The sequence below is a fragment of the Variovorax sp. W1I1 genome (assembly GCF_030815625.1).
GTDB classification, from domain to species: Bacteria; Pseudomonadota; Gammaproteobacteria; order Burkholderiales; family Burkholderiaceae_C; genus Variovorax; species Variovorax paradoxus_C.
The window spans coordinates 664408-686324 of sequence record NZ_JAUSWZ010000001.1 but is presented as its reverse complement, the minus strand read 5'-3'; the positions used below and the strand labels follow the sequence as shown (position 1 = coordinate 686324).

26 protein-coding genes are annotated in these 21917 nt (G+C 65.8%); 5 read left to right on the top strand and 21 right to left on the bottom strand.

Translation table 11 applies throughout. From position 1 onward, the window contains the following. The first annotated feature begins 5 nt into the window (after window positions 1–5). From QFZ83_RS03380 to QFZ83_RS03365, 4 genes are read left to right on the top strand one after another with little or no spacing between them, the layout of a single operon-like run. Window positions 6–383: a hypothetical protein gene (locus QFZ83_RS03380; protein ID WP_013543147.1), complete on the top strand. Its 378-nt coding sequence runs from the start codon at window positions 6–8 to the stop codon at window positions 381–383. Window positions 384–421: 38 nt separating this feature from the next. After that, complete coding sequence (locus QFZ83_RS03375) at window positions 422–802, top strand: phage holin family protein (RefSeq protein ID WP_307502629.1); 381 nt, start codon at window positions 422–424, stop codon at window positions 800–802. Then, window positions 792–1298 carry a hypothetical protein gene (locus QFZ83_RS03370; protein WP_307502626.1) on the top strand — a complete coding sequence of 169 codons (507 nt, stop codon included), beginning with the start codon at window positions 792–794 and terminating at the stop codon, window positions 1296–1298. The genes QFZ83_RS03375 and QFZ83_RS03370 overlap by 11 nt, the downstream gene beginning before the upstream one ends. Further along, window positions 1295–1855 carry a bacterioferritin gene (locus QFZ83_RS03365; RefSeq protein WP_307502624.1) on the top strand — a complete coding sequence of 187 codons (561 nt, stop codon included), beginning with the start codon at window positions 1295–1297 and terminating at the stop codon, window positions 1853–1855. Before QFZ83_RS03370 ends, QFZ83_RS03365 begins: the two co-directional genes overlap by 4 nt. Before the next feature lie 94 nt (window positions 1856–1949). Here QFZ83_RS03365 and QFZ83_RS03360 read toward each other — a convergent pair whose 3' ends face one another. From QFZ83_RS03360 to QFZ83_RS03270, 19 genes are all read right to left on the bottom strand, one after another. Continuing rightward, window positions 1950–2468 (bottom strand): BON domain-containing protein, encoded by a 519-nt coding sequence (locus QFZ83_RS03360; protein ID WP_013543151.1) that lies wholly within the window; start codon window positions 2466–2468, stop codon window positions 1950–1952. Window positions 2469–2555: 87 nt separating this feature from the next. Next, on the bottom strand, window positions 2556–2753 hold the full coding sequence (locus QFZ83_RS03355) for a CsbD family protein (RefSeq protein WP_206175166.1): 198 nt from the start codon (window positions 2751–2753) through the stop codon (window positions 2556–2558). 133 nt (window positions 2754–2886) lie between these two features. Then, window positions 2887–3708, bottom strand: coding sequence for a DUF429 domain-containing protein (locus QFZ83_RS03350; protein ID WP_307502620.1), 822 nt, complete (start codon window positions 3706–3708; stop codon window positions 2887–2889). A 13-nt stretch (window positions 3709–3721) separates the two neighbouring features. Continuing rightward, complete coding sequence (locus tag QFZ83_RS03345) at window positions 3722–4603, bottom strand: EamA family transporter (protein ID WP_307502616.1); 882 nt, start codon at window positions 4601–4603, stop codon at window positions 3722–3724. Window positions 4604–4619: 16 nt separating this feature from the next. Beyond that, entirely contained in the window at window positions 4620–5042 is a 423-nt protein-coding gene (locus QFZ83_RS03340) for a BLUF domain-containing protein (protein WP_306881751.1), read from the bottom strand. Window positions 5043–5044: 2 nt separating this feature from the next. Next, entirely contained in the window at window positions 5045–5776 is a 732-nt protein-coding gene (folE, locus tag QFZ83_RS03335) for a GTP cyclohydrolase I (RefSeq protein WP_013543156.1), read from the bottom strand. Window positions 5777–5849: 73 nt separating this feature from the next. Beyond that, on the bottom strand, window positions 5850–6620 hold the full coding sequence (locus QFZ83_RS03330) for an endonuclease/exonuclease/phosphatase family protein (RefSeq protein ID WP_307502612.1): 771 nt from the start codon (window positions 6618–6620) through the stop codon (window positions 5850–5852). Next, window positions 6617–7090 (bottom strand): dihydroneopterin triphosphate diphosphatase, encoded by a 474-nt coding sequence (gene nudB, locus QFZ83_RS03325; protein WP_307502609.1) that lies wholly within the window; start codon window positions 7088–7090, stop codon window positions 6617–6619. Before nudB ends, QFZ83_RS03330 begins: the two co-directional genes overlap by 4 nt. Continuing rightward, window positions 7080–7391: a CcdB family protein gene (locus QFZ83_RS03320; protein ID WP_307502605.1), complete on the bottom strand. Its 312-nt coding sequence runs from the start codon at window positions 7389–7391 to the stop codon at window positions 7080–7082. Before QFZ83_RS03320 ends, nudB begins: the two co-directional genes overlap by 11 nt. Next, window positions 7392–7673, bottom strand: coding sequence for a type II toxin-antitoxin system prevent-host-death family antitoxin (locus QFZ83_RS03315; protein WP_307502602.1), 282 nt, complete (start codon window positions 7671–7673; stop codon window positions 7392–7394). A 64-nt stretch (window positions 7674–7737) separates the two neighbouring features. After that, window positions 7738–9546, bottom strand: a complete 1809-nt coding sequence (aspS, locus tag QFZ83_RS03310; protein ID WP_013543161.1) for an aspartate--tRNA ligase — start codon at window positions 9544–9546, stop codon at window positions 7738–7740. A gap of 37 nt (window positions 9547–9583) precedes the next feature. Continuing rightward, window positions 9584–10216 carry a DUF502 domain-containing protein gene (locus QFZ83_RS03305; RefSeq protein ID WP_306881747.1) on the bottom strand — a complete coding sequence of 211 codons (633 nt, stop codon included), beginning with the start codon at window positions 10214–10216 and terminating at the stop codon, window positions 9584–9586. Window positions 10217–10226: 10 nt separating this feature from the next. Next, the gene (locus QFZ83_RS03300; RefSeq protein ID WP_306881746.1) at window positions 10227–10568 is read right to left on the bottom strand and encodes an FmdB family zinc ribbon protein; all 342 of its coding nucleotides are present in this window, start codon (window positions 10566–10568) and stop codon (window positions 10227–10229) included. 82 nt (window positions 10569–10650) lie between these two features. Next, entirely contained in the window at window positions 10651–12099 is a 1449-nt protein-coding gene (locus QFZ83_RS03295; protein ID WP_307502599.1) for a sodium:solute symporter family protein, read from the bottom strand. Window positions 12100–12112: 13 nt separating this feature from the next. Continuing rightward, window positions 12113–13678 carry a ubiquinone biosynthesis regulatory protein kinase UbiB gene (gene ubiB, locus QFZ83_RS03290; RefSeq protein WP_307502598.1) on the bottom strand — a complete coding sequence of 522 codons (1566 nt, stop codon included), beginning with the start codon at window positions 13676–13678 and terminating at the stop codon, window positions 12113–12115. Beyond that, entirely contained in the window at window positions 13675–14232 is a 558-nt protein-coding gene (locus tag QFZ83_RS03285) for a hypothetical protein (RefSeq protein ID WP_307502594.1), read from the bottom strand. The genes ubiB and QFZ83_RS03285 overlap by 4 nt, the downstream gene beginning before the upstream one ends. Window positions 14233–14283: 51 nt before the next feature. Further along, window positions 14284–15309 carry a Tim44 domain-containing protein gene (locus QFZ83_RS03280; protein WP_306881742.1) on the bottom strand — a complete coding sequence of 342 codons (1026 nt, stop codon included), beginning with the start codon at window positions 15307–15309 and terminating at the stop codon, window positions 14284–14286. Window positions 15310–15342: 33 nt separating this feature from the next. Next, window positions 15343–16074: a bifunctional demethylmenaquinone methyltransferase/2-methoxy-6-polyprenyl-1,4-benzoquinol methylase UbiE gene (ubiE, locus tag QFZ83_RS03275; RefSeq protein ID WP_093438975.1), complete on the bottom strand. Its 732-nt coding sequence runs from the start codon at window positions 16072–16074 to the stop codon at window positions 15343–15345. Between the two features lie 157 nt (window positions 16075–16231). Continuing rightward, window positions 16232–16645 (bottom strand): DUF971 domain-containing protein, encoded by a 414-nt coding sequence (locus QFZ83_RS03270; protein WP_307502591.1) that lies wholly within the window; start codon window positions 16643–16645, stop codon window positions 16232–16234. Window positions 16646–16744: 99 nt separating this feature from the next. On the opposite strand from QFZ83_RS03270, the gene QFZ83_RS03265 reads away from it, so the two are divergent. Beyond that, window positions 16745–17533, top strand: a complete 789-nt coding sequence (locus QFZ83_RS03265; RefSeq protein ID WP_307502586.1) for a hypothetical protein — start codon at window positions 16745–16747, stop codon at window positions 17531–17533. A 19-nt stretch (window positions 17534–17552) separates the two neighbouring features. Here QFZ83_RS03265 and QFZ83_RS03260 read toward each other — a convergent pair whose 3' ends face one another. Beyond that, window positions 17553–17996 (bottom strand): HIT family protein, encoded by a 444-nt coding sequence (locus tag QFZ83_RS03260; RefSeq protein ID WP_307502582.1) that lies wholly within the window; start codon window positions 17994–17996, stop codon window positions 17553–17555. After that, window positions 17993–21871: an FAD/FMN-binding oxidoreductase gene (locus QFZ83_RS03255; protein ID WP_307502580.1), complete on the bottom strand. Its 3879-nt coding sequence runs from the start codon at window positions 21869–21871 to the stop codon at window positions 17993–17995. Before QFZ83_RS03255 ends, QFZ83_RS03260 begins: the two co-directional genes overlap by 4 nt. Window positions 21872–21917 lie beyond the last annotated feature (46 nt).

The window sequence follows — 21917 nt, the reverse complement described above, 5'->3', positions numbered from 1 at the left end:
CTCCCATGAACACGACGACCAAGACCCCTTCGCAACTCGCCGACGAGGCGCGCCAGACCGCCAACGACGCGGTCGAATCGACCCGCGCCTATGCACAGAACGCGGTGAATGCGGCGGGCGAAAAGGTCCGCGAATTGCGCCGCGACACCGAGCCTGCCGTCGAGCAGCTCGCAGCCCGCGTGCAGCAAGCCGTTCAGCGCGGCCTGGACGCCGCATCGACCACCAGCGCACGTGCGCAGCGCCGCCTCGAGGCCGCTGCCGACGTCACCGGCCGCTACATCTCCGACCAGCCCGTTCGCTCGGTGCTGCTGGCCGCCGCTGCAGGCGCCGCCATCACGGCGCTCATCGTGCTGGCCAGCCGCCGCAGCCGGGACGACTACTGATCGCTTGAGTTTTCTCAGTTCCCTCGATCCCCGGCACCATGCTTCATCCGATTTTCTCCACGGTGCTCGGGCATCCGGACCTCGTTGCTGAACACCTCGCCAATTACGCCGCCCTCGTCCGCCAAGAGTCTGCTGAGGCCGGGCGCGGCCTCGTCGCCCGCATCGTCGCGGGCGTGCTGGCAGCAGCCAGCGTCATGCTGGCCCTCGGTCTGATCGGCGTGGCCGTTCTGCTGGGCGTGCTGCATGGCAGCTTTCACTGGGTGCTGGTGGCCGTGCCGGCGGTGGCCGTGGTGATTGCGGCTGTCTGCGGCTGGTATGCAACGCGCCCCAGCCAAAGCTACGGTTTCGACGACCTTCGCACGCAACTGGAGGCCGACCTCCAGGCCTTGCGCACTGCTGGAGCCGACCATGGCCGCTAATACCGAACGTTCCTCGTTGACTCCGCAGCAGCGCCTTGCCAATTCGCGCCGCGCGCTGGTGCGGCAACTCCAAGGCGGCGAGGCTCGCGACCACGATCGTCAGGCGCTCGATGGCGATACCGACGACGAACTCGAATACGCGCACCACGACGCTTCGGGGGAGCCGGCGCATGAACGGCACGCTTCCCGCAGAGGCGGCAACAGCATCTGGGGCGGCGTGGCCCGCAGCGTCGCGCAGCGCTGGTGGCGCCGCCATCCGGCCCATGCGATGGGCCAGCTCGCTCGCCCGTTGCTGGAGCACTACGCGCGCAAGGAGCCCGCCAAGCTCATGGCCGCCGCCGCAGCCACCGGTGCATTGCTGGTGCTCGTTAAGCCATGGCGACTGCTGTCGGTCACTGCCGTGCTGGCAGCGGTGCTGAAGACATCCGATGTGGCTGACGTCGTCAACACGTTGATGCAGAAGACCCCAAGCTCCCCACGAAAGGACCCCATATGAATGCCAATGCTTCCTCCCAGAAGACAACCGAGCCGCACAAGCACCTGGAGCTCGACCAAGGCGCTCTCGACGCTGCAAGCCGGAGCCTCGACGAAGGCGCCGTGACGCCCAGCTACGGCCCATGGCGCGACGATGTCGTGAAGCTGCTGAACGACGCGCTCGCCACCGAGCTGGTGTGCGTGCTGCGCTACAAGCGCCACTACTTCACCGCCAACGGCGTCGAGTCCCCGGCGATTGCCGAAGAATTCCTGGTGCACGCCAACGAAGAATCGGCCCACGCCGACCGCATTGCCGAGCGCATCGTGCAACTGGGCGGCGAACCCGATTTCGCCCCGACACACCTGCTGGAGCGCAGCCATGCCGGCTACGACGAATCGACCGACCTGCAGGCCATGGTGCGTGCCAACCTGGTGGCCGAGCGCATTGCCGTCGAGGCGTACCGCCAGATGATCGTGCTGATCGGCGACAAGGACCCGACAACCCGCCGCATGCTCGAAGACATTCTTTCCGACGAGGAAGAACACGCCGACGAGTTGAAGGATTGGCTCGGCCACTGAGCGTCAGAAAGATTCGGGCCCGAGCGGTCCCGCCCCAATGAAAAAGCCCGGACGAACCGGGCTTTTTCACTGGGGCCGAAAGAAAGAAGAACGATCAGCCCTTCACTTCCAGTTCGTTGCTCACCGAGGTCACGCCCTGCACGCCCTTGGCGATTTCCTCGGCGCGGGCCTTCGCGGCTGCCGTCGGTGCCGGGCCCTTCAGGCTCACCGCGCCACCCTTGGTGTCGACGTTGATCTTGATCGCGCTCAGGTCCGGGTCCTTCGCGAGGCCCGCGGACACCGACGCGGTGATGGCCGCGTCATCGACCGTCGCGCTCACGGCGGTGCCGGCGTCCTTGGCGGCCTCCTTCACATTGGCCATGCCTTCCTTCATCTCGGAAGTGGTGCCGGAGGCATCGAGCTTCGCCTTGGCGTCCTTCACGGCTTCGCCGGTCTTGGCGGCGGCGGTTTCGGCCGCCTGCTCGGTCTTGGCCACCGCGCTGTCGAGCTTCTCGCCGGCGGTGCGGTTGTCCGACTTGTCGCAGGCGGCCAGCGTCAGCGCGGCGCCGGCCACGAGCACGGCGAGCCATGCGCGCGAATGCGGCATGGCCATGGGTTGTTGGGGTTTTTTCATTGGAATCCTCCAGTCGATCGTTCGCATGCTTCACATGGAATGGAACGAGAAAAACAGGTTGCGCCTTGAAGGCGCAACCCGGGCCGGTCACAACTTGTCGGCGCCCGACTTGATGGCGTCCTTGGCCTTTTCCTTCACGTCGCCGTAGGTCTTCTGCACCTTGCCGGCGGCTTGGTCGGCGACGCCTTCGCCTTCGAGCTTCTCGTTGCCGACAACCTTGCCGGTCACTTCCTTGAGCTTGCCCTTGGCTTCCTCGACGCGGCCTGCCACTTGGTCCTTGTTCATGTCGTTTCCTTCCTGAGTAGATATCGATGGATCGAGACGGGTGGACCGGAATGGCCCACTTGCTTCAATCTAGTCGCCACCTGCAACCCGTGGGGTATCGCCGGCACCCCGAAGCGGTGTAGGACAACAAGGCTCAAGCCGTGACGATCCATCCCTCCAGCGGATCGAAATCCACGGGCAATCCGTAGCCCGGACCGGGGCTTGCGGCGCGCTGCAGGCCCCAGGCGGCCTGCAGGAGACACAGCACCGCATCAATGTGATCGCCGCGCGCGTCGGCCAGCAATTCGGCGCGCTGATCGGCATCGAGCCGGAGCCGCAGGCCGAGCCGCGTCGTGCCCGCCTCGAGTGCGGCGAGCAGGCCGGTGCGGGCCGCAAGGCGCTCGGGCGTCTGCTTTGCAAGGTCGTCGCTCTTGTAGCTGCGGCGGCCGATCAGCTCGCGCGCCAGCAGGCCCGGGTAAGCCTCCAGCGCGATGCGGCCCTCGTGGCTGCCCACGTACAGGCCTGGCAGGCTGGCACCGGCTGCAACGAGCGGCGGCACGCCGGCGTGCAGCATGAAGGCGACCGGCGGATTGACCCACTTCATCGACGGGCTCGACCCTGCGGGTGCATCTGCCGCGCGATGCGCGAACTTGCCGCCAACGGGTCGTGCCGCACAGAAGGCAGCAAAGGTGTCGCGGATCTCGGCGCGGCCGAGGCTCGCGTAATGCGCCATCAGCGGCGCCCACTCGAGCGGCCATTTCAGGTGTTCGACAAGTTCGCGCGGCAGGCTGAACGGGAAGTCGAAACCGCCGACCCACGAAGGCGTATCGCAGAGCCATTCGCCCCACGCTTCGAGCGTCGCGAAGCGCTGCAGACCAGTCAGTGCGACGCTGTCGGCGCCAGCCATCTCCCCGATGGCCAACACGATCGGTTTGCGTGTCGTCGGTGCGCTCGAGAAATCGCAGCCGAAGAGCATCACTCGCCTTCGTTCAGCCCAGTGCGAGCGCCACGACGCCGGCAGCGATGAAGAGCGCGCCCAGCAGCCGCAACAGCCGGTCGCCTTCGCGCAGCAGGTGCCCGCCGATCAACGCGGCGAACAGCATCGACACCTCGCGCGCCGGCGCGACGTGCGAGATCGGCGCCTGCTGCACCGCATAGAGCACGAGCACATACGAAACGGGGCTGATCGCCGCCACCAGCAGCGCGTACTTCCACTGCTCACGCCACATGCGCGCGGTCGTCGCGCGGTCCTGCAGCGCGGCGGGGAGCAGCAGCGCGAGACGCACGAAGTTGCTCATGTAGTCGAGCAGGATCGGCGACATCGCGAGGAACTTGACCGCATAGCTGTCGGTCACCGTGTAGGCCGCGATGAAGGCGCCCGTCAGCACCCCGTAGCGGATACCTTTCTGCACACGTTCGCGCTGGATGGGGTCGTGCTTCCTGTGAAAGAGGCGCGGACCGCCGGCCACCAGGAACACGCCGAGCACCACGCCGAAGATGCCGGCCACGCCGACCAAGCTGATCTTCTCGCCGAGGAACAGGATCGCCACCAGCGAAGACAGCAGCGGCCCCGAACCGCGCGCCAGCGGGTAGACCACCGTGAGGTCCGACTTGCGGTAGCCGCGCAGAAGAATGACGTAATAGAAGACGTGCAGCACGCCGCTCAGCGCGATGAAGCCCCACTCCTTCATGCCCCAGGTCGGCACGACGCTCCAGCCGAGCGTGATGCCCACGGGCGCCCACACCAGGGCCATGAACACACCGCTCTGGAACGCGAAGCGCGCGTCGCCGTTCGCCTTCTTGGCGGCGATGTTCCAGCTGGCGTGAATGACCCCGGCCAGCAGGATCAGTGCGAAGGCGGAAAACGGCACCCCGGTGGAACCGGGATCAGTGGCGGCCGACGATGGCGGCGGTGGCCATCAGTTCTTCGAGCAGCGCCAGCGAGACCTTGCCCGAGACCTTGTACGGGTCGAGTTCGGGCTTCTCGGAGTACTTGAGCAGCGTAGAGGCATTGAGCTTCGAGAGGTTGACTTGCCCCATCGTCCAGCCGCCGAAACGACGCTCGGAGATTTCTTCGTAGTGCAGCAGCACCACGTCTTTGTGGCGCGCATCGCGCTGGATGTGGCCGTACAGATCGCTGATGGCATCGCGCCCACCTTCGATCGCCTGCAGGAAGGTGCCGGCACCGTAGCAGAGGATGCCGGTGATGCCGCACGCCGGGTTGTGCGTGCGCGATTGCGTGAGGATCGCCTCGATGGCCGCGGGGCTGGTGTCGACGGCGCGGCTTGCGTAGAGAAGACGGACCAGCATGTTCAGCTCTTTCTCGGCAACAGGGAAAGGAATTCGCGGCGCAGGCTCGGGTCCTTGAGGAACACGCCGCGCATGACGGAATTGATCATCTTGCTGTCCATTTCCTTCACGCCGCGCCAGGCCATGCAGAAGTGCTCGGCTTCCATCACCAGCGCCAGGCCGTCGGGCCGGGTCTTCTCCTGGATCAGGTCGGCCAATTGCACGATCGCTTCTTCCTGGATCTGCGGACGGCCCATGACCCACTCGGCCAGGCGCGCGTACTTCGACAGGCCGATCACGTTGGTGTGCTCGTTGGGCATCACGCCGATCCAGAGCTTGCCGATGATCGGGCAGAAGTGGTGCGAGCAGGCGCTGCGCACCGTGATCGGGCCGACGATCATCAGCTCGTTCAGGTGCTCGGCGTTGGGAAACTCGGTGAGCGGGGGCGGCGGCACGTAGCGGCCGCGGAACACCTCGTTCAAATACATCTTGGCGACGCGGCGCGCGGTGTTGTCGGTGTTGTGGTCGTTCTCGACGTCGATGACGAGGCTCTCGAGCACGGCCTTCATCTTGACCTCGACCTCGTCGAGCAGCGACTCCAGTTCACCAGGCTGGATGAACTCGGCGATGTTGTCGTTGGCATTGAAGCGCTTTCGCGCTGCATTCAGGCGCTCGCGGATCTTGACGGAGACGGGCGTGCCCTCGTCATCGTCTTTTCGATCGGGGAGCGGTTCGACGTCGGTTTTCCTCAGCATGGCGGGGATCGTACCAGTGAATGGCTCCAGGACATTCGGGCTGCAACGCCCGTCCCTTCTTGGAGCAATGCTATCAATTAGGTAGCGTGAAGTCAGCTACCAGCGGGAGGTGATCGGACATCCGCGCCCAGATCGGGCCGCGCGGCACGGTGCAGGAAAGCGGCTCGAGCTTGCGGCCGTAGACGAAATCGAGCTGCGCCACCGGCAGCCGCGAGGGATAGGTGAGCGTGCGCGGGCCGCGCAGGTCGCTGGCGTCGCGCAGGCCCATCGCGTTCATGGCGTAGCGCATGCGCGCGCCCCAGTCGTTGAAGTCGCCGGCCACGACCACGGCCTCGTGGGCCGGCACTTCGCGGTCAATGAATTCCCGCAGGCGCGCGATCTGCCGCACGCGGCTTCCCTTGATGAGGCCCAGGTGCACCACGATGGCGTGCACCGGCTGGCCTTCGACCTCGATCACGACGTGCAGCAGCCCGCGCTGTTCGAAGCGGTGGTCGGAGATGTCCTGGTGGCCGGTGCGAATCACCGGCCAGCGCGTGAGCAGCGCATTACCGTGCTCGCCATGGCGCGTGACGGCGTTGGTTTCGTAGACGGCGGTGTAGCCCTCGGGCGCGAGGAAGTCGGCCTGCGGCAGCTCAGGCCAGCGCGCGAAACGGGCCGCAGCCTGCCGGTTCATCTTGCGCACTTCCTGCAGGCAGACGATGTCGGCGTCGAGCTGCTCTATGGCGTGGCCGAGGTTGTGGATTTCGAGCCGCCGGGCGGGCCCGATGCCCTGCACACCCTTGTGGATGTTGTAGGTCGCGACCCGGAGGTTGTTGGCTGCTGCTGCGGCTGGCGGCTGGTTCATCGCGCAAATTCTGGCAGCAACAGAATGGCTTCGGCGTTCGATGGGGAAAAGCATGCGTCGGCAGCCTCCCGGTACGGCAGCCATTGCCAGTCGGTGTGTTCGCGCGGCGCAAGGCGGGGCGTCAGGCGCTCGGGCACGCAGAGGCCGAACAGGTGCTCGGTGTTGTGCGTGACACCGGGCTCGTAGCGCGCGCGCCAGCCTGGATAAATCTCGTAGATATTGCTCAGTTGCCAGTCGACCAGTTGCGAGGCCAGCGCGGTGCCCTCGCCGCATTCGATGCCGGTTTCCTCGGCCACCTCGCGCGCCGCGGTGAGCCCGAGGGGCTCATCGACCGCATCCTTGCTGCCGGTGACGGACTGCCAGAACTCGTTGGCATCGGCACGCCGGATCAGCAGCACGTCAAGCGCCGGCGTGTGGATGACGACCAGCACCGATTCGGGGATCTTGAAGGGGCGCGTATCAGAACCCACTGAGCACAGCATCGAATGCGGCTGCCACCTCACCAGCGCGGGGCGCGAGCGAGGCGACTGGTTGCTTGAGAAGTCTTGCTGACAGAGGAGCCGCCAAGTGCGGCATCAAAGACAAAGTCTCTCCGTCCATTTCCACTGTCGGGCACAGATTGCCTGGCGCTTGACGCGCACCGACGCGAAATACTGGAACTACAAGGCGCGTCGATAAATGATCTAGCAGGCCGCTTTGTACGTCAACGACGTAGGGAACCGTCCGGCGCGCTTCGAGCCGAGGGTTCTCGTAGATGTCGAACTGTGCCATTCAAGGTGCATCCTGCCAGGCAACCATGCCCTCGCACCACAGCCCGTGTTTCTCCACCAGTTCGTTCTGTGCGGCGATCCATTCCTTGTATTGCGCATTGAACTCGCGCTTGCGCTGAGCCATCGATTTCTTTTGCTCCAGCGCTTCGAGTTCCGCAAAACGCGCAGCGGAAACAAGAACGACCGCCACGCGGTCGTTCTTCATCACATGCACCGGTTCGCGCTCGGCTTGGCCGAGGTAGTAGCCGAATCGGTTCTTGGCTTCGGTGGCGGTGATCTGCATGGCTGGCTCCGGGGAGTGATTAGCCATTTTAGCCAACCACACTGCCCGAGCCAACCCGCCGGACTCAGGCTGCGGCTTGCGGCGTGTTCCGCAGCTTGATGTGCAGTTCGCGCAGTTGCTTCTCGTCGACCGGGCTCGGCGCCTGCGTCAGCAGGTCCTGCGCGCGCTGGGTCTTGGGGAAGGCGATCACGTCGCGGATCGACTCGGCGCCGGTCATCAGCATGACCAGGCGGTCCAGGCCGATGGCGATGCCGCCGTGCGGCGGGGCGCCGTACTGCAGCGCGTCGAGCAGGAAGCCGAACTTGAGCTGTGCGTCCTCGGCGCTGATCTTCAGCGCGCGGAACACCTTGCTCTGCACTTCCTCGCGGTGGATACGCACCGAGCCGCCACCCATTTCGATGCCGTTGAGCACCATGTCGTAGGCCTTGGCGATGCACTTCTCGGGCGCGGTGTCCATGAGGTCTTCATGGCCGTCCTTCGGTGCGGTGAACGGATGGTGCACGGCGCTCCAGCGCTGGCCTTCCTCGTCGAACTCGAACATCGGGAAGTCGACCACCCAGAGCGGCGCCCAACGATCGTCGAACAGGCCGCTCTTCTTGCCGAAGGCGCTGTGGCCGATCTTCACGCGCAGCGCGCCGATGGCGTCGTTGACGACCTTTTCCTTGTCCGCGCCGAAGAACAGGATGTCGCCGTTGCGCGCACCCGTGCGGGCGATGATCTCGGCCAGCGTGTTGTCGTCCAGGTTCTTCACGATCGGGCTCTGCAGGCCTTCGCGGCCGGCAGCCGCGTCGTTCACCTTGATGTAGGCCAGGCCCTTGGCGCCGTAGATCTTGACGAACTCTTGATACGCGTCGATTTCACCGCGCGAGAGGCCGCCCTCGCCGCCGCCGCCGGGTACGCGCAATGCGACCACGCGACCGTCCTTTTGCGTCGCGGCGTTCGAGAACACCTTGAACTCGACCCGCTTCATCAGTTCGGTGAGTTCGGTGAATTCGAGCTTCACGCGCAGGTCGGGCTTGTCCGAGCCGTACTTGAACATCGCGTCGCCGTACGTCATGGTCGGGAACACCGGCAGGTCGATGCCCGCGGCGTTGCGGAACACGTTGCGGATCATTCCTTCGAACATCTCGCGGATTTCCTCTTCGGCGAGGAACGAGGTCTCGATGTCGATCTGCGTGAATTCGGGCTGGCGGTCGGCGCGCAGGTCTTCGTCGCGGAAGCACTTGACGATCTGGTAGTAGCGGTCGTAGCCGGCCACCATCAAGAGTTGCTTGAAGAGCTGGGGCGACTGCGGCAGCGCGAAGAAGCTGCCGTCATGCACGCGGCTGGGCACGAGGTAGTCGCGCGCGCCTTCGGGCGTGGATTTGCCCAGCATCGGCGTCTCGATGTCGATGAAGCCGTTGGCGTCGAGGAACTTGCGCGTCTCCATCGTCACCTTGTAGCGCAGCATCATGTTGCGCTGCATGGCCGGACGGCGCAGGTCGAGCACGCGGTGCGTGAGGCGGGTGGTTTCCGAGAGGTTGTCGTCGTCCAGCAGGAACGGCGGCGTGACCGACGGGTTGAGCACCTTCAGCTCGTGGCAGAGCACTTCGATCTTGCCGCTCTTGAGGCTGTCGTTGGTCGTGCCCTCGGGGCGCGAGCGCACGAGGCCGGTGATCTGCACGCAGAACTCGTTGCGCAGGTTCTCGGCCACGGCGAAGGTGGAGGCGCGATCGGGGTCGCACACGACCTGCACGTAACCTTCGCGGTCGCGCACGTCGATGAAGATCACGCCGCCGTGGTCGCGGCGACGGTTGACCCACCCGCACAGGGTGACGGTCTGGCCCAACAGGGCTTCGGTCACAAGACCGCAATAGTGAGTACGCATGGCCATAGGGATGACTTCCGGCGCCGTCGTGGCGCGTTCGTTTTTATGAGTTGGATGGCTTGATCGCCACCGTGGCGGGGCCGCCTGGAACGACCACCCCCATCGAGACGATGTACTTGAGCGCTTCGTCCACGCTCATCTTCAGTTCGACGCAGTCGCTGCGGCGGAGCATGACGAAGTAGCCGCCCGTGGGATTGGGCGTCGTCGGCACGTAGACGCTGAGGAATTCCTCGGTGCCCAGGTGCTCGGCCACCTCGTTGCCCGGCGCGCCGGTCACGAAGGCGATGGTCCACACGTTTTCGCGCGGCCACTGGATCAGCACCGCTGTGCGGAATGCATTGCCGTTCTCGGAGAACAGCGTGTCCGACACCTGCTTGACGCTCGAATAGATCGAGCGCACGACCGGAATGCGCCGCACCACGGCATCGCCCCAGCCGAGGAGGCGCTTGCCGACGAAGTTGCTCGCGATGGCGCCGACCACCAGCAGGATCGCCAGCGTGAGCAGCACGCCGAGCCCGCGGATGTTGTTGTCGAACAGCCATTTCTGCCATACGACCGGCAACACCCACAGCGTCTGGTCGAGCGTGTCGATGATCCACTTCAGCACCGCCAGGGTGATGAACAGCGGAACGATCACCAGCAAGCCGGAGAACAACCATTTGCGCAGGGCGAGCATGGGTGGGGTCTCAGTCGCCGGTCTTGGCGGCAGGAGCCGGGGCGGGAGCGGGCGCCGGGGCAGGAGCAGGGCTCGGCGCGGCGGCGCTGGAGGAAGAAGAGGAAGAGTCGGCGGACTTGGCGCCTTCGCTCGCTGCGGGAGCAGTGGCCGGCTCGGCCTTCTTGCCGCCGCCTTCGCGGAAATCGGTCACGTACCAGCCCGATCCCTTGAGCTGGAAACCGGCGGCCGTCACCTGCTTTTCGAAGGCGCTGGCGCCGCACGCCGGGCACACCGTGAGGGGCGCGTCGGACATCTTCTGCAAAGCGTCCTTGGCAAAGCCGCAGGCGCTGCACTTGTAGGCGTAGATGGGCATGGGGAAATAGGGTCCAGAAGCGGCGCAGCTGCCGCTCGCAAAGCCCTCGATTATAAGGGCCCACCCCGCCGCCGGGGCGCTCTCAGGCCGCTTCGGTGGCCAGCGGCCGATGCGGCGTGTGAGTGTTCGCTACCCACTGCGGCAGCAGCGAGCCGGCCACCATGCCGGTGAACGAGGCCAGAACGCCCGCCAGTTGCGCCGGAAAAACGGCGCCCCAGGGCAACGCCAGGAACAACAGCCAGGTGCCGATGCCCAGCAGGATCGACGCCACCGCCCCTTGCGTGGTGGCGCGGCGCCAATACAGCCCGCACACCAGCGGCACGAACGCCCCCACCAGCGGCACCTGGTAGGCGCCCGAAACCAGTTCGTAGATCGGCGTGCCCTGCATGCGGATTGCGTAGGCCAGCACGGCGGCGCTGAACAGCAGCACCGTGATGCGCATGGTCCGGAGGTTCTCGCGGTCCGTGCCGGACGGACGGAACTGGCGCCAGATGTTCTCGGTGAAGGTGACGCTCGGGGCCAGCAGCGTGGCCGAGGCGGTCGACTTGATGGCCGACAGCAGCGCGCCGAAGAACAGCACCTGCATCACGAACGGCATCTTCTGCAGCACCAGCGTGGGCAGCACCCTCTGCGGATCTTCCTTCAGCAGCACGGCCACCTCGTCCGGCATGATCAGGAGCGCGCTGGCCACGAGGAACATCGGCACGAAGGCGAAGAGGATGTACGCCACGCCGCCGATCACCGGCCCGCGGGTCGCGGCTTTCACGCTGTTGGCCGACATCACGCGCTGGAACACGTCCTGCTGCGGAATGGAGCCCAGCATCATCGTGATGGCCGCGGCGAAGAAGAACACCATGTCGTGCCAGTTGGGCTCGGGCCAGAACTTGAAGAGGTCCTTGCTGACCGCGAAGGCGACCACCTTGTCGGCGCCGCCGGCCATGTTGCCGGCGAACATCGCGATGATCGCGAGGCCGGCGACCAGGATGATCATCTGGATGAAGTCGGTCACCGCCACCGACCACATGCCGCCGAAGAGCGTGTAGGCCAGGATCGAGATGACCCCGATCACCATGCCCATCGGAATGCTGATGGCGCCGGCCGACAGCACGTTGAACACCAGCCCCAGCGCCGTGACCTGCGCCGAGACCCAGCCCAGGTAGCTCAGCATGATGATCAGCGTGCAGGCCACCTCGACCGTGCGGCCGTAGCGTTCGCGGTAGTAGTCGCTGATGGTCAGCAGCGTCATGCGGTAGAGCTTGCCCGCGAAGAACAGGCCCACCAGGATCAGGCAGGTGCCGGCGCCGAACGGGTCTTCCACCACGCCGTTCAGCCCGCCTTCGATGAATTTGGCCGGGATGCCGAGCACCGTTTCGGACCCGAACCAGGTCGCGAAGGTGGTTGTGACGATCATGAAGAGCGGCAGGTGCCGCCCGGCAATGGCGAAGTCGGTGGTGTTCTTCACCCGCTTGGCGGCGTAGAGCCCGATGGCGATGGTGACCAGCAGATAGACGACAACCAACGTCAGCAGCACGGGGGAATCTCCTCTAGAACAACTTCACACGCACCAGCAATTGCATGGCGAGCAACCCCAATACAAAACCTATGCCACCGTAAATGATGGTCTGGAGCAGCCTGTTGGTGCGCTTTTGCGCGGCCAGCAGTTCGAGCAACTCGCGGCGATGATCGGGCGGCCGATTTTCCAGGAAATCGTGAAGCAATCGAGGTAATTGCGGCAGCAATTTTGCGTAGCGCGGCGCTTCGGCCTTGAGTTGCTGCAGCAGCTTCTTCGGCCCGATCTGGTCGACCATCCACTTTTCGAGGAAAGGCTTGGCCGTGTGCCAGAGGTCGAGTTCAGGGTCGAGCTGGCGGCCCAGGCCCTCGATGTTGAGCAGCGTCTTCTGCAGCAGCACCAGTTGCGGCTGGATTTCCACATGGAAGCGGCGCGAGGTCTGGAACAGCCGCATCAGCACCATGCCGAGCGAGATTTCCTTCAGTGGCCGGTCGAAGTACGGCTCGCAGACGGTGCGGATCGCCGCCTCCAGCTCGTCGATGCGCGTGCCCTCGGGCACCCAGCCGCTTTCCAGATGCAGCTCGGCCACGCGCTTGTAGTCGCGCCGGAAGAAGGCCACGAAGTTCTGCGCGAGGTATTCCTTGTCCGACTCGGTGAGCGTGCCGATGATCCCGAAGTCCAGCGAGATGTAGCGCCCGAAGGTCTCGGGCGCCAGGCTCACCTGGATGTTGCCCGGGTGCATGTCGGCGTGGAAGAAACCGTCGCGAAACACCTGGGTGAAGAAGATCGTGACGCCGTCGCGCGCGAGCTTGGGAATGTCGACGCCGGCCGCGCGCAGGCGGTCGAGCTGGGCAATGGGCACGCCGTTCATGCGCTCCATCACGATCACCTCGGGGTGGCAGAAGTCCCAGAACATCTCCGGGATGAGCACCAGGTCGAGTTCGGCCATGTTGCGGCGCAGCTGGGCCGCATTGGCGGCCTCGCGCACCAGGTCGAGCTCGTCGTGCAGGTACTTGTCGAACTCGCCGACCACCTCGCGCGGCTTCAGGCGCTTGCCGTCGGGAGAGAGCTTCTCGACCCAGCCGGCCATCATGGCCATGAGCGCCAGGTCTTTCTCGATGATGCCGCGCATGCTCGGGCGCAGCACCTTGACCGCCACGTCGCGGATTTCGCCGTCGTTGGTCCGGATGGTCGCGAAGTGCACCTGCGCGATCGATGCACTCGCGATCGGCGTCTCGTCGAACTGCACGAACACATCGCCCACCGGCCTGCGGAACGCACGCTCGATGGTGGCAATGGCCACCGCCGAGGGGAACGGCGGCACACGGTCCTGCAGGAAGGCAAGCTCGTCGGCGATGTCGGGTGGCAACAGGTCGCGGCGTGTCGACAGCACCTGGCCGAACTTCACGAAGATGGGGCCAAGGCGCTCCAGCGCCTCGCGCAGCCGCTGGCCGCGCGGCGCATCGAGGTCGCGTCCGATAGAAATCACACGGGCCACCACGCGCAGCCACGGCTTCTGGAAACTCGTGAGCACGAGCTCGTCCAGGCCGTAGCGCAGCGCGACCCAGACGATGAACAGGCCGCGGTAGAAGCGCCTCATTCGGCCTGGCCCGCCGAACCGCCGGCCTTGGCCGCGCGGTCGCCGACGAACTGGCGCAGCGCCGTCACCACGCGCCGCACGCCATTGCCCAGGGTGTGCGCGGGCACATCGCCGATCACGCGTGCGAGGTCGTCCTCGATGTCCCAGCGCACATGGTCGACCAGCCAGTTGACCTCGGCCGCGAGCTGCACGTCGCCGACGATCTGCACCGAGGGCTTGTCGCCGCGCAGCGTGGCACGAGCGATCTCGAAGGGGGAATCGTCGGTGACGGTGAGGGTGAGTTCAGGTGTGGAACCTGCGGGTGCCAGGTCGAGCAGGCCGGCCGGCGTGGCGACCAGCTCCATGGTCACGAAGCGCCACTGGAATCGCACCACCCTGCCCTGCTGGCGCAGCAGCCGCTGCTGGGCTTCGGGCTCCTGCTGAAGCACGTGATTGAGGAACAGGACCGCGCGGTGCTGAATCTCGTGGACCGCCCAGTCCGGCGGCTGCAGGCGCTCGCCGATGCGGTTGAAGAGGTCGCCGAGAAAAGAAAAAGGGGACGATGGTGTGGCCATGTCCCCATTATCGTTTCTGTACGCGGCCCGGCGGCCGCGAACGTCTGCCGTTTACTGCAGCGCTTGCACGCCGGCAACCAGCCAGCCGCCACCGCCGCTGGTCGGCTTGGTCATGTTCCACACTTCGCGGAACGGACCCGGGCCTGCCGAGGCGTCCTCGCGGATCATGCCGGAGAACTCCACGCTCGCCATGTAGGCATCGGGCAGTTCTTCGATGCCGAGCAGCTTGGCGTCGAGCATCACGACTTCGGTCTTGTTCGACGCGCCACCGGTGTGGCTCGCACGATCGGCCAGCTGCGTGCGGATTTCCTCGACCATCTCGTCGGTCATCATCGAGCGCAGCATCGACACGTCGGCGCGGTCCCATGCGTCCTGCAGCGTCACGAAGTTGCGCTTGGCGGCGCCCAGGAAACCGTCGACATCGAAGCCCGTGGGGATGCCCCAGGACTGCGAACCGCCCAGCGCGGAGCCGATCATGCTGCCGCCGGCTGCGGCGCCTGCTGCAGAGAGGCTGCTGCCATGGCGATCACCGTCGGCCGGCGTGGCGTCGAAGGCCGTGGCCGAACGCTCCCATGGCCGTGCCGAGGCATCGTTGCCCACGTTGTTCGGGCTGTACTGCGCCGGAGCGCTGGCGTTGGAGGGGCTGGCGCCCGCGCCCTGGAACGCGAAGCCGCCTTGGCCATTGGCACCGTTCGAAGCAGCCGAACGCGCCTTGAAGATGCGCCACACGGCGAGCGCCGCGAAGATCAGCAGACCGATCAGCAGGATGTTGGCGAAGCCGGCGCCCAGGCCGAGCGAACTCGCGAGCCATGCGAGGCCGAGGCCGGCGGCGAGACCGCCGAGCATCGCGCCCCACGGACGCTTCGGCGCGGCGGCTGCGGGCGCAGGGGTCGCGGGCTTGGCGGCCGAGTTGGTCGCGTTCTGCTGCGCAGGTGCCGCTGGCGGCGTGGACTGGCGCTGCGTCACGTTGGACGACTGGCGGCCGAAGGACTTGCCGCCGCCCACACGGGCGGCGTCGGCCTGCACGCTCACGAGCACCAACGCAGCTGCCAAAAACAAAGAACTCAAACTTTTCATGTCGTCTCCTCTAGAGCGAAAAATTCGCTTCAATCAACACTTGATTCCAACATGCAGGGCAGCGATGCCACCCGTCATGTTGTGATAGTCCACATGTCCGAAACCGCCCTCTTTCATGAGGGTCTTGAGCTCCTCTTGCGAGGGATGCATGCGGATGGATTCAGCCAGGTAGCGATAGCTCGCGTCGTCGCCGGCCACGAGCTTGCCAAGGCGTGGCAGCACGTTGAAGGAGTACCAGTCGTAGGCCTTGGTGAGCGGCTTGGCGATCTTGGAGAACTCGAGCACCAGGAGCTTGCCGCGCGGCTTGAGCACGCGGTTCATTTCCTTGAGCGCGATGTCCTTGTGCGTCATGTTGCGAAGGCCGAAGGCCACAGTCACGACATCGAAATGGTCATCGGGAAACGGCAGCTTCTCGGCATCGCAGACCAGCGTGGGCAGCGCGACGCCGGCATCGAGCAGACGATCGCGGCCGGTGCTCAGCATGGCTTCGTTGATGTCGGTGTGAACCACCTGGCCGGTGGCGCCGACCTTCTTCGAGAAGGCGAGTGCGAGGTCGCCGGTGCCGCCCGCGATGTCGAGCACGCGCGAACCTTCGCCCACGTTCGCCACCATCACGGTGTAGGCCTTCCACGCGCGGTGCAGGCCCACGGACATCAGGTCATTCATGACGTCGTAGCGCGAGGCCACCGAATCGAAGACGCCGCGGACACGTTGCGCCTTCTCGCTTTCGTCGACTTTCTCGAAGCCGAAGTGGGTTGTACTCATGCAACCGATGTTAGGCCGGAAGCCTACACATCAAGCCGACGACCCCGCACCCACGGCGGGCATTTGTTGCTTTTTCTTCAAATGAAGAGGCGCTGCAACGCGCGTCCCTGCTGCCTGCAGAGCTATCTTTTCAATAGCGCCAAGGAAATTTGGAGCATCAATGGCTGCTGCACGCAGACCCGCCCTTGTCGATCATCAGCGCATCGCGATCGACGCCCGCTTCGGCGAGCCGGCGTTCGTATTGCGCCCACAGGTCGGCCTGTTTCGCGCCGAGTTCATAGAGCAGGTCCCACGAATAAATGCCGGTGTCGTGGCCATCGCTGAAGGCCGGCTGCACCGCGTAGTTGCCGACCGGTTCGAGACCGACGAGTTCCACATCGCGCTTTCCCGTCTGCAGCACTTCCTGGCCCGGACCGTGGCCCTGCACTTCGGCCGAGGGCGAGTAGATGCGCATGAGCTCGAACGGAATGCGGAAGGTCGCGCCGTCCGAGAAGCCCACTTCGAGCACGCGCGACTGTCCGTGCACGGTGATCGATTGCGGCGTCGGTGCGCCCGGTTTCAAGCCTGCCATTGGATTCCGTTCGGAAAATTTTCGGGAGGCGCGCAGTATGCCGCGCGGCCGCGCCTGCGTGCGCCTGGGCCTACGAATACCAGCGCTTAGCATCGCGGCATGCAGACATCTCCACGCCATCGATCATCGCGCCCGAACTGGGCAGCACTTGTCCTCTGCGCCGCGCTGGCGGTCGGCACCGTCGTGCCGGCGCATGCCTTCCTGGGCCTGCTCGGCAAGGCGGCTGGCAAAGCTGCAACCGCGGGAAAGGCGGCCGGCACCGCAGGCAAGGGCGCGGCGGTTGGCGCAGGCGCCGTGGCGGCGGAGAGCGCGACCGGCGTGGCGGGTGTTGCCGGAAAAGGGGCGGCGGCACTCGGCGACGACGCGGCGCATGCCGCGCAGTTGGGACCGCGGGGCGCAGGCGCCGGCCATGAATTCAGCAGCGTGAATGCGGCGCTGCCTCCCGAAGTCGCGGCTTACCTGTCAAAGCCCGCGAAGGACCTGACGCCCAAGGACACCTCGCGAATGATGGACAGCTACCGCCAGATGGTCGAACGCGCGGGCAAGAGCGGCGACTTCACCGCGGTCGAGCGGCTGCCCACATCGGCGGGCACGGCCCGCACGCTGCCGACGGCCGAGACGGCAAGGCCGGCCACATCCCCCTCGAAGACCGAAACGACCACCGCATCGAGCGGCGTGCCGTCTGCGCTGCCCATCCACGCACTGCGTGTGCTGGCCCATGCATCGCATGCGGGCAACCACGACGCGCAGGCCGAACTGGACCGTGTGTGCCGCGATGGCAGCGTCGCATCGAAGCGCTTCTCGAAGGAGATGCGCGCCACGCCGGAATTCAAGGAGACCTGCGCGAACCGCAAGCTGGCGACGACGCGCACGGCCGCCGCGCGCTGAGGCGCCATCGCTCTCGCGTTCAGCCCTGCAGCAGCACCAGCCGGCGGACCATCTCGGCCTCGAGCTCCGGCAGCAGCGCCTGCAGTTCCGCCACGCGATCGACCGGCGCCGCGCGTTGCGCAGCCGCCCAGAACGGCGAAGGAAAGTGGCTGTCCCAGTCGAAGCGCGCGATCACGTGCCAGTGCAGATGCGGCACCATGTTGCCGAGCGCGGCGAGGTTGATCTTCGTGGGCTTCAGCCGCTCGCGCAGGCACTGCTCGACCGCCGTCACCGCTTCCATGCACAGCACGCGGTCACCAGCTTCGAGATCGGAAAACTCCGGCGCATGCTCGCGCCAGATCACGCGGTAGAAGGCCGGAAAGCCCGCCTCTTCCGCATGGATCACGCGCAGCTTCGCGCCTTCGTACACGATGCGGCCACCAGGGCCCTCGCAGAAGGGGCAACCCTGCTGCGCCGTCGTCATACCAACACCCGTTCGATACCACCCTGGTTAGCGGCGGCCACGTACTTCGGCATCCAGTCGTCGCCCAGGATCTTGTTGGCCATCTCGACCACGATGTAGTCGGCTTCGAGCAGACCGTTGTTCAGGTCGTTGCCGTAGCGCGAGAGGCCTTGCAGGCAGCTCGGGCAGCTGGTGAGGATCTTGACGTTGTCCTTGGCGCCGACGACTCCGCTCTCGCGCAGCTCAGCCTCACCCTTCTTCAGCTCCTCTTCCTTGCGGAAGCGGATCTGCGTCGAGATATCAGGCCGCGACACGCCCAGCGTGCCCGACTCGCCGCAGCAGCGGTCGTTCTTGAGCACGTTGTCACCGACCAGCGCCTTCACCGTCTTCATCGGGTCCTGCAGCTTCATCGGCGAATGGCAGGGGTCGTGGTACAGGTAACCGCCACCGCCCGCATCGGCCAGCGTGATGCCTTTTTCGAGCAGGTACTCGTGGATGTCGATGATCCGGCAGCCCGGGAAGATCTTGTCGAACTGGTAGCCCTGCAGCTGGTCGTAGCAGGTGCCGCAGCTCACCACCACCGTCTTGATGTCCAGGTAGTTGAGCGTGTTCGCGACGCGGTGGAAGAGCACGCGGTTGTCCGTGATCATCTTCTCGGCCTTGTCGAACTGGCCGCTTCCGCGCTGCGGATAGCCGCAGCACAGGTAGCCCGGCGGCAGCACCGTCTGCACGCCCGCGTGCCAGAGCATCGCCTGCGTAGCGAGCCCCACCTGCGAGAACAAACGCTCCGAACCACACCCCGGGAAGTAGAAGACCGCCTCGGTTTCCGAGGTCGTCGCCTTAGGGTTGCGGATGATCGGCACGTAATCCGCATCCTCGATGTCGAGCAGCGCGCGCGCCGTCTTCTTGGGCAGGTTGCCCGGCATCTTCTTGTTGATGAAGTGGATCACCTGCTCTTTGAGCGGCGCCACACCCAGCGTGGCCGGCGGCGCAGCGGTCTGCTTCTTCGCGAGGCCGCGCAGCAGGTCGTTGGCCAGGCGCTGCGCCTTGAAGCCGATGCCCACCATGCCCGCGCGCACCGCCTTGATGGTCTGCGGATTCGTCGCGTTCAGGAAGAACATGGCGGCCGCGTTGCCGGGGCGGAAGCTCTTCTGGCCCATCTTGCGCAGCAGGTTGCGCATGTTCATCGACACATCGCCGAAGTCGATCTTCACCGGGCAGGGCGTCAGGCACTTGTGGCACACGGTGCAGTGGTCGGCCACGTCCTCGAACTCTTCCCAGTGCTTGATGCTGATGCCGCGCCGGGTCTGCTCTTCATAAAGGAAGGCCTCGACCAGCAGCGAGGTCGCGAGGATCTTGTTGCGCGGGCTGTAGAGCAGGTTGGCGCGCGGCACGTGCGTGGCGCACACCGGCTTGCACTTGCCGCAGCGCAGGCAGTCCTTCACGCTGTCGGCGATGGCGCCGATATCGCTCTGCTGCATGATCAGCGACTCGTGCCCCATGAGGCCGAAGCTCGGCGTGTAGGCGTTGGTCAGGTCGGCGTGCAGTGTGACCGCCTCGCCCGCCGGTGCACGCAGCAGCTTGCCCTTGTTGAAGCGGCCCTCGGGGTCGACGCGGGCCTTGTATTCGGTGAAGGGGCGCAGCTCTTCGTCGCTCAGGAATTCGAGCTTGGTGATGCCGATGCCGTGCTCGCCCGAGATCACGCCGTCGAGGCTGCGCGCCAGCGCCATGATGCGCACCACCGCGGCATGCGCGGTCTGCAGCATGTCGTAGTTGTCGCTGTTCACGGGAATGTTGGTGTGCACGTTGCCGTCGCCCGCATGCATGTGCAGCGCGACCCACACGCGGCCCTTGAGCACGCGCTTGTGGATCGCGGTGCATTCGGCCAGGATCGGCGCGAACTCGGCACCCGAGAAAATTTCCTGCAGCGGCTGGCGCAGCTGCGTCTTCCAGCTCGCGCGCAGGCTGTGGTCCTGAAGTTGCGGGAACAGCGAATCGACGTTCTCGAGCCAACTCGCCCACAGCGCACGCACCTCGTGCACCAGCGCCACGGCCTGTGCCACGCGATCTTCGAGCAGCTCGGCGGCCGGGATCTCGTGCGCGTCGTCGGTCTTGCCCAACGGCAGGTTGCCGCGCGTGAGGAAGGTTTCGAGCTCGTCGGTGAGCGCGAGCTTGTTCTGCAGCGACAGCTCGATGTTGATGCGCTCGATGCCGTCGCTGTACTCGGCCATGCGCGGCAGCGGAATCACCACGTCTTCGTTGATCTTGAAGGCGTTGGTGTGCTTGCTGATGGCGGCCGTGCGCTTGCGGTCGAGCCAGAATTTCTTGCGCGCCTCGGGGCTGATGGCGATGAAGCCTTCGCCGCTGCGCGAGTTGGCGATGCGCACCACTTCCGAAGTGACGCGCGCCACCGCATCGGCGTCGTCGCCCGCGATGTCGCCGAACAGCACCATCTTGGGCAGGCCGCCGTGCTTCTTCGACTTCGTGGCGTAGCCCACGGCCTTCAGATAGCGGTCGTCCAGGTGTTCGAGGCCGGCCAGCAGCACGCCCGAGCGCTTCTGCTCGGCGAACATGAAGTCCTTGATCTCGACGATGCTGGGCACCGCGTCCTTCGCGTTGCCGAAGAATTCGAGGCACACGGTGCGCGTGTGCGAGGGCATCTTGTGCACCACCCAGCGGCAGCTGGTGATGAGGCCATCGCAGCCTTCCTTCTGGATGCCCGGCAGGCCCGAGAGGAACTTGTCGGTCACGTCCTTGCCGAGGCCTTCCTTGCGGAAGGTGCGGCCGGGGATGTCGAGGCGCTCGGTGCGCAGCTTGGTCTTGCCGTCGGCCGCAAAGTACTGCAGCTCGAACAGCGCGCTCTCGGCGTCGTGGATCTTGCCCAGGTTGTGGCCGATACGCGTGACTTCGAGCCATTCGGCCTGCGGCGTCACCATGCGCCACGAGGCGAGGTTGTCCAGCGCCGTGCCCCAGAGCACGGCCTTCTTGCCGCCGGCGTTCATCGCGACGTTGCCGCCGACACACGAGGCTTCGGCAGACGTGGGATCGACCGCGAATACGAAGCCCGCGCGCTCGGCCGCGTCGGCCACGCGCTGCGTGACGACACCCGCTTCGGTCCAGATGGTGGGCACGGGCTGGTCGAGACCGGGCAGCGGCATGTGCTCGACCTCGGTCATCGCCTCGAGCTTCTCGGTGTTGATGACGACGCTGTTCCAGGTCAGCGGAATCGCGCCGCCCGTGTAGCCGGTGCCGCCCCCGCGCGGAATGATGGTCAGGCCCAGCTCGATGCAGCCCTTCACCAGGAGCGCCATCTCGGCTTCGGTGTCGGGGCACAGCACGACGAAGGGGTACTCCACGCGCCAGTCGGTCGCATCGGTCACGTGCGACACGCGCGAAAGCCCGTCGAACTTGATGTTGTCCTTGGCGGTGAGCCGGCCCAGCACGCGGGTGGCCTTGCGGCGCAGGGCCGCGACGTCGCGGAACTTGGTATCGAAGGCAGCGACCGCGTCGCCGACCAGCGCGGTGAGTTCGCCGACCAGTTGGTCGCGCGGCATGTCGCTGTCGGGGGTGCGGCGCTTCTGGACTTCGGCCAGGCGGTGGCGCAGGGCCTCGACCAGTTGCCCGCGGCGGCGCGGGTTGTCCAGCAGGTCGTCGACGAGGTAGGGGTTGCGCTGCACCACCCAGATGTCGCCGAGCACTTCGTAGAGCATGCGGGCCGATCGGCCGGTGCGGCGCTCGGCGCGCAGGGTCTGGAGCAGTTCCCAGCCACGTTCGCCCAGCAGGCGAATCACGATCTCGCGATCGGAGAAGCTGGTGTAGTTGTACGGGATCTCGCGCAGTCGGACAGGCTCTGCGGCCTGTGCCAACAGCGTGTTCAACGCGGTCGGAGCATTCATCGGATGGGGCGCCTCGGCCGGGCGCTGCGCGCCCATAGCCGGGCTG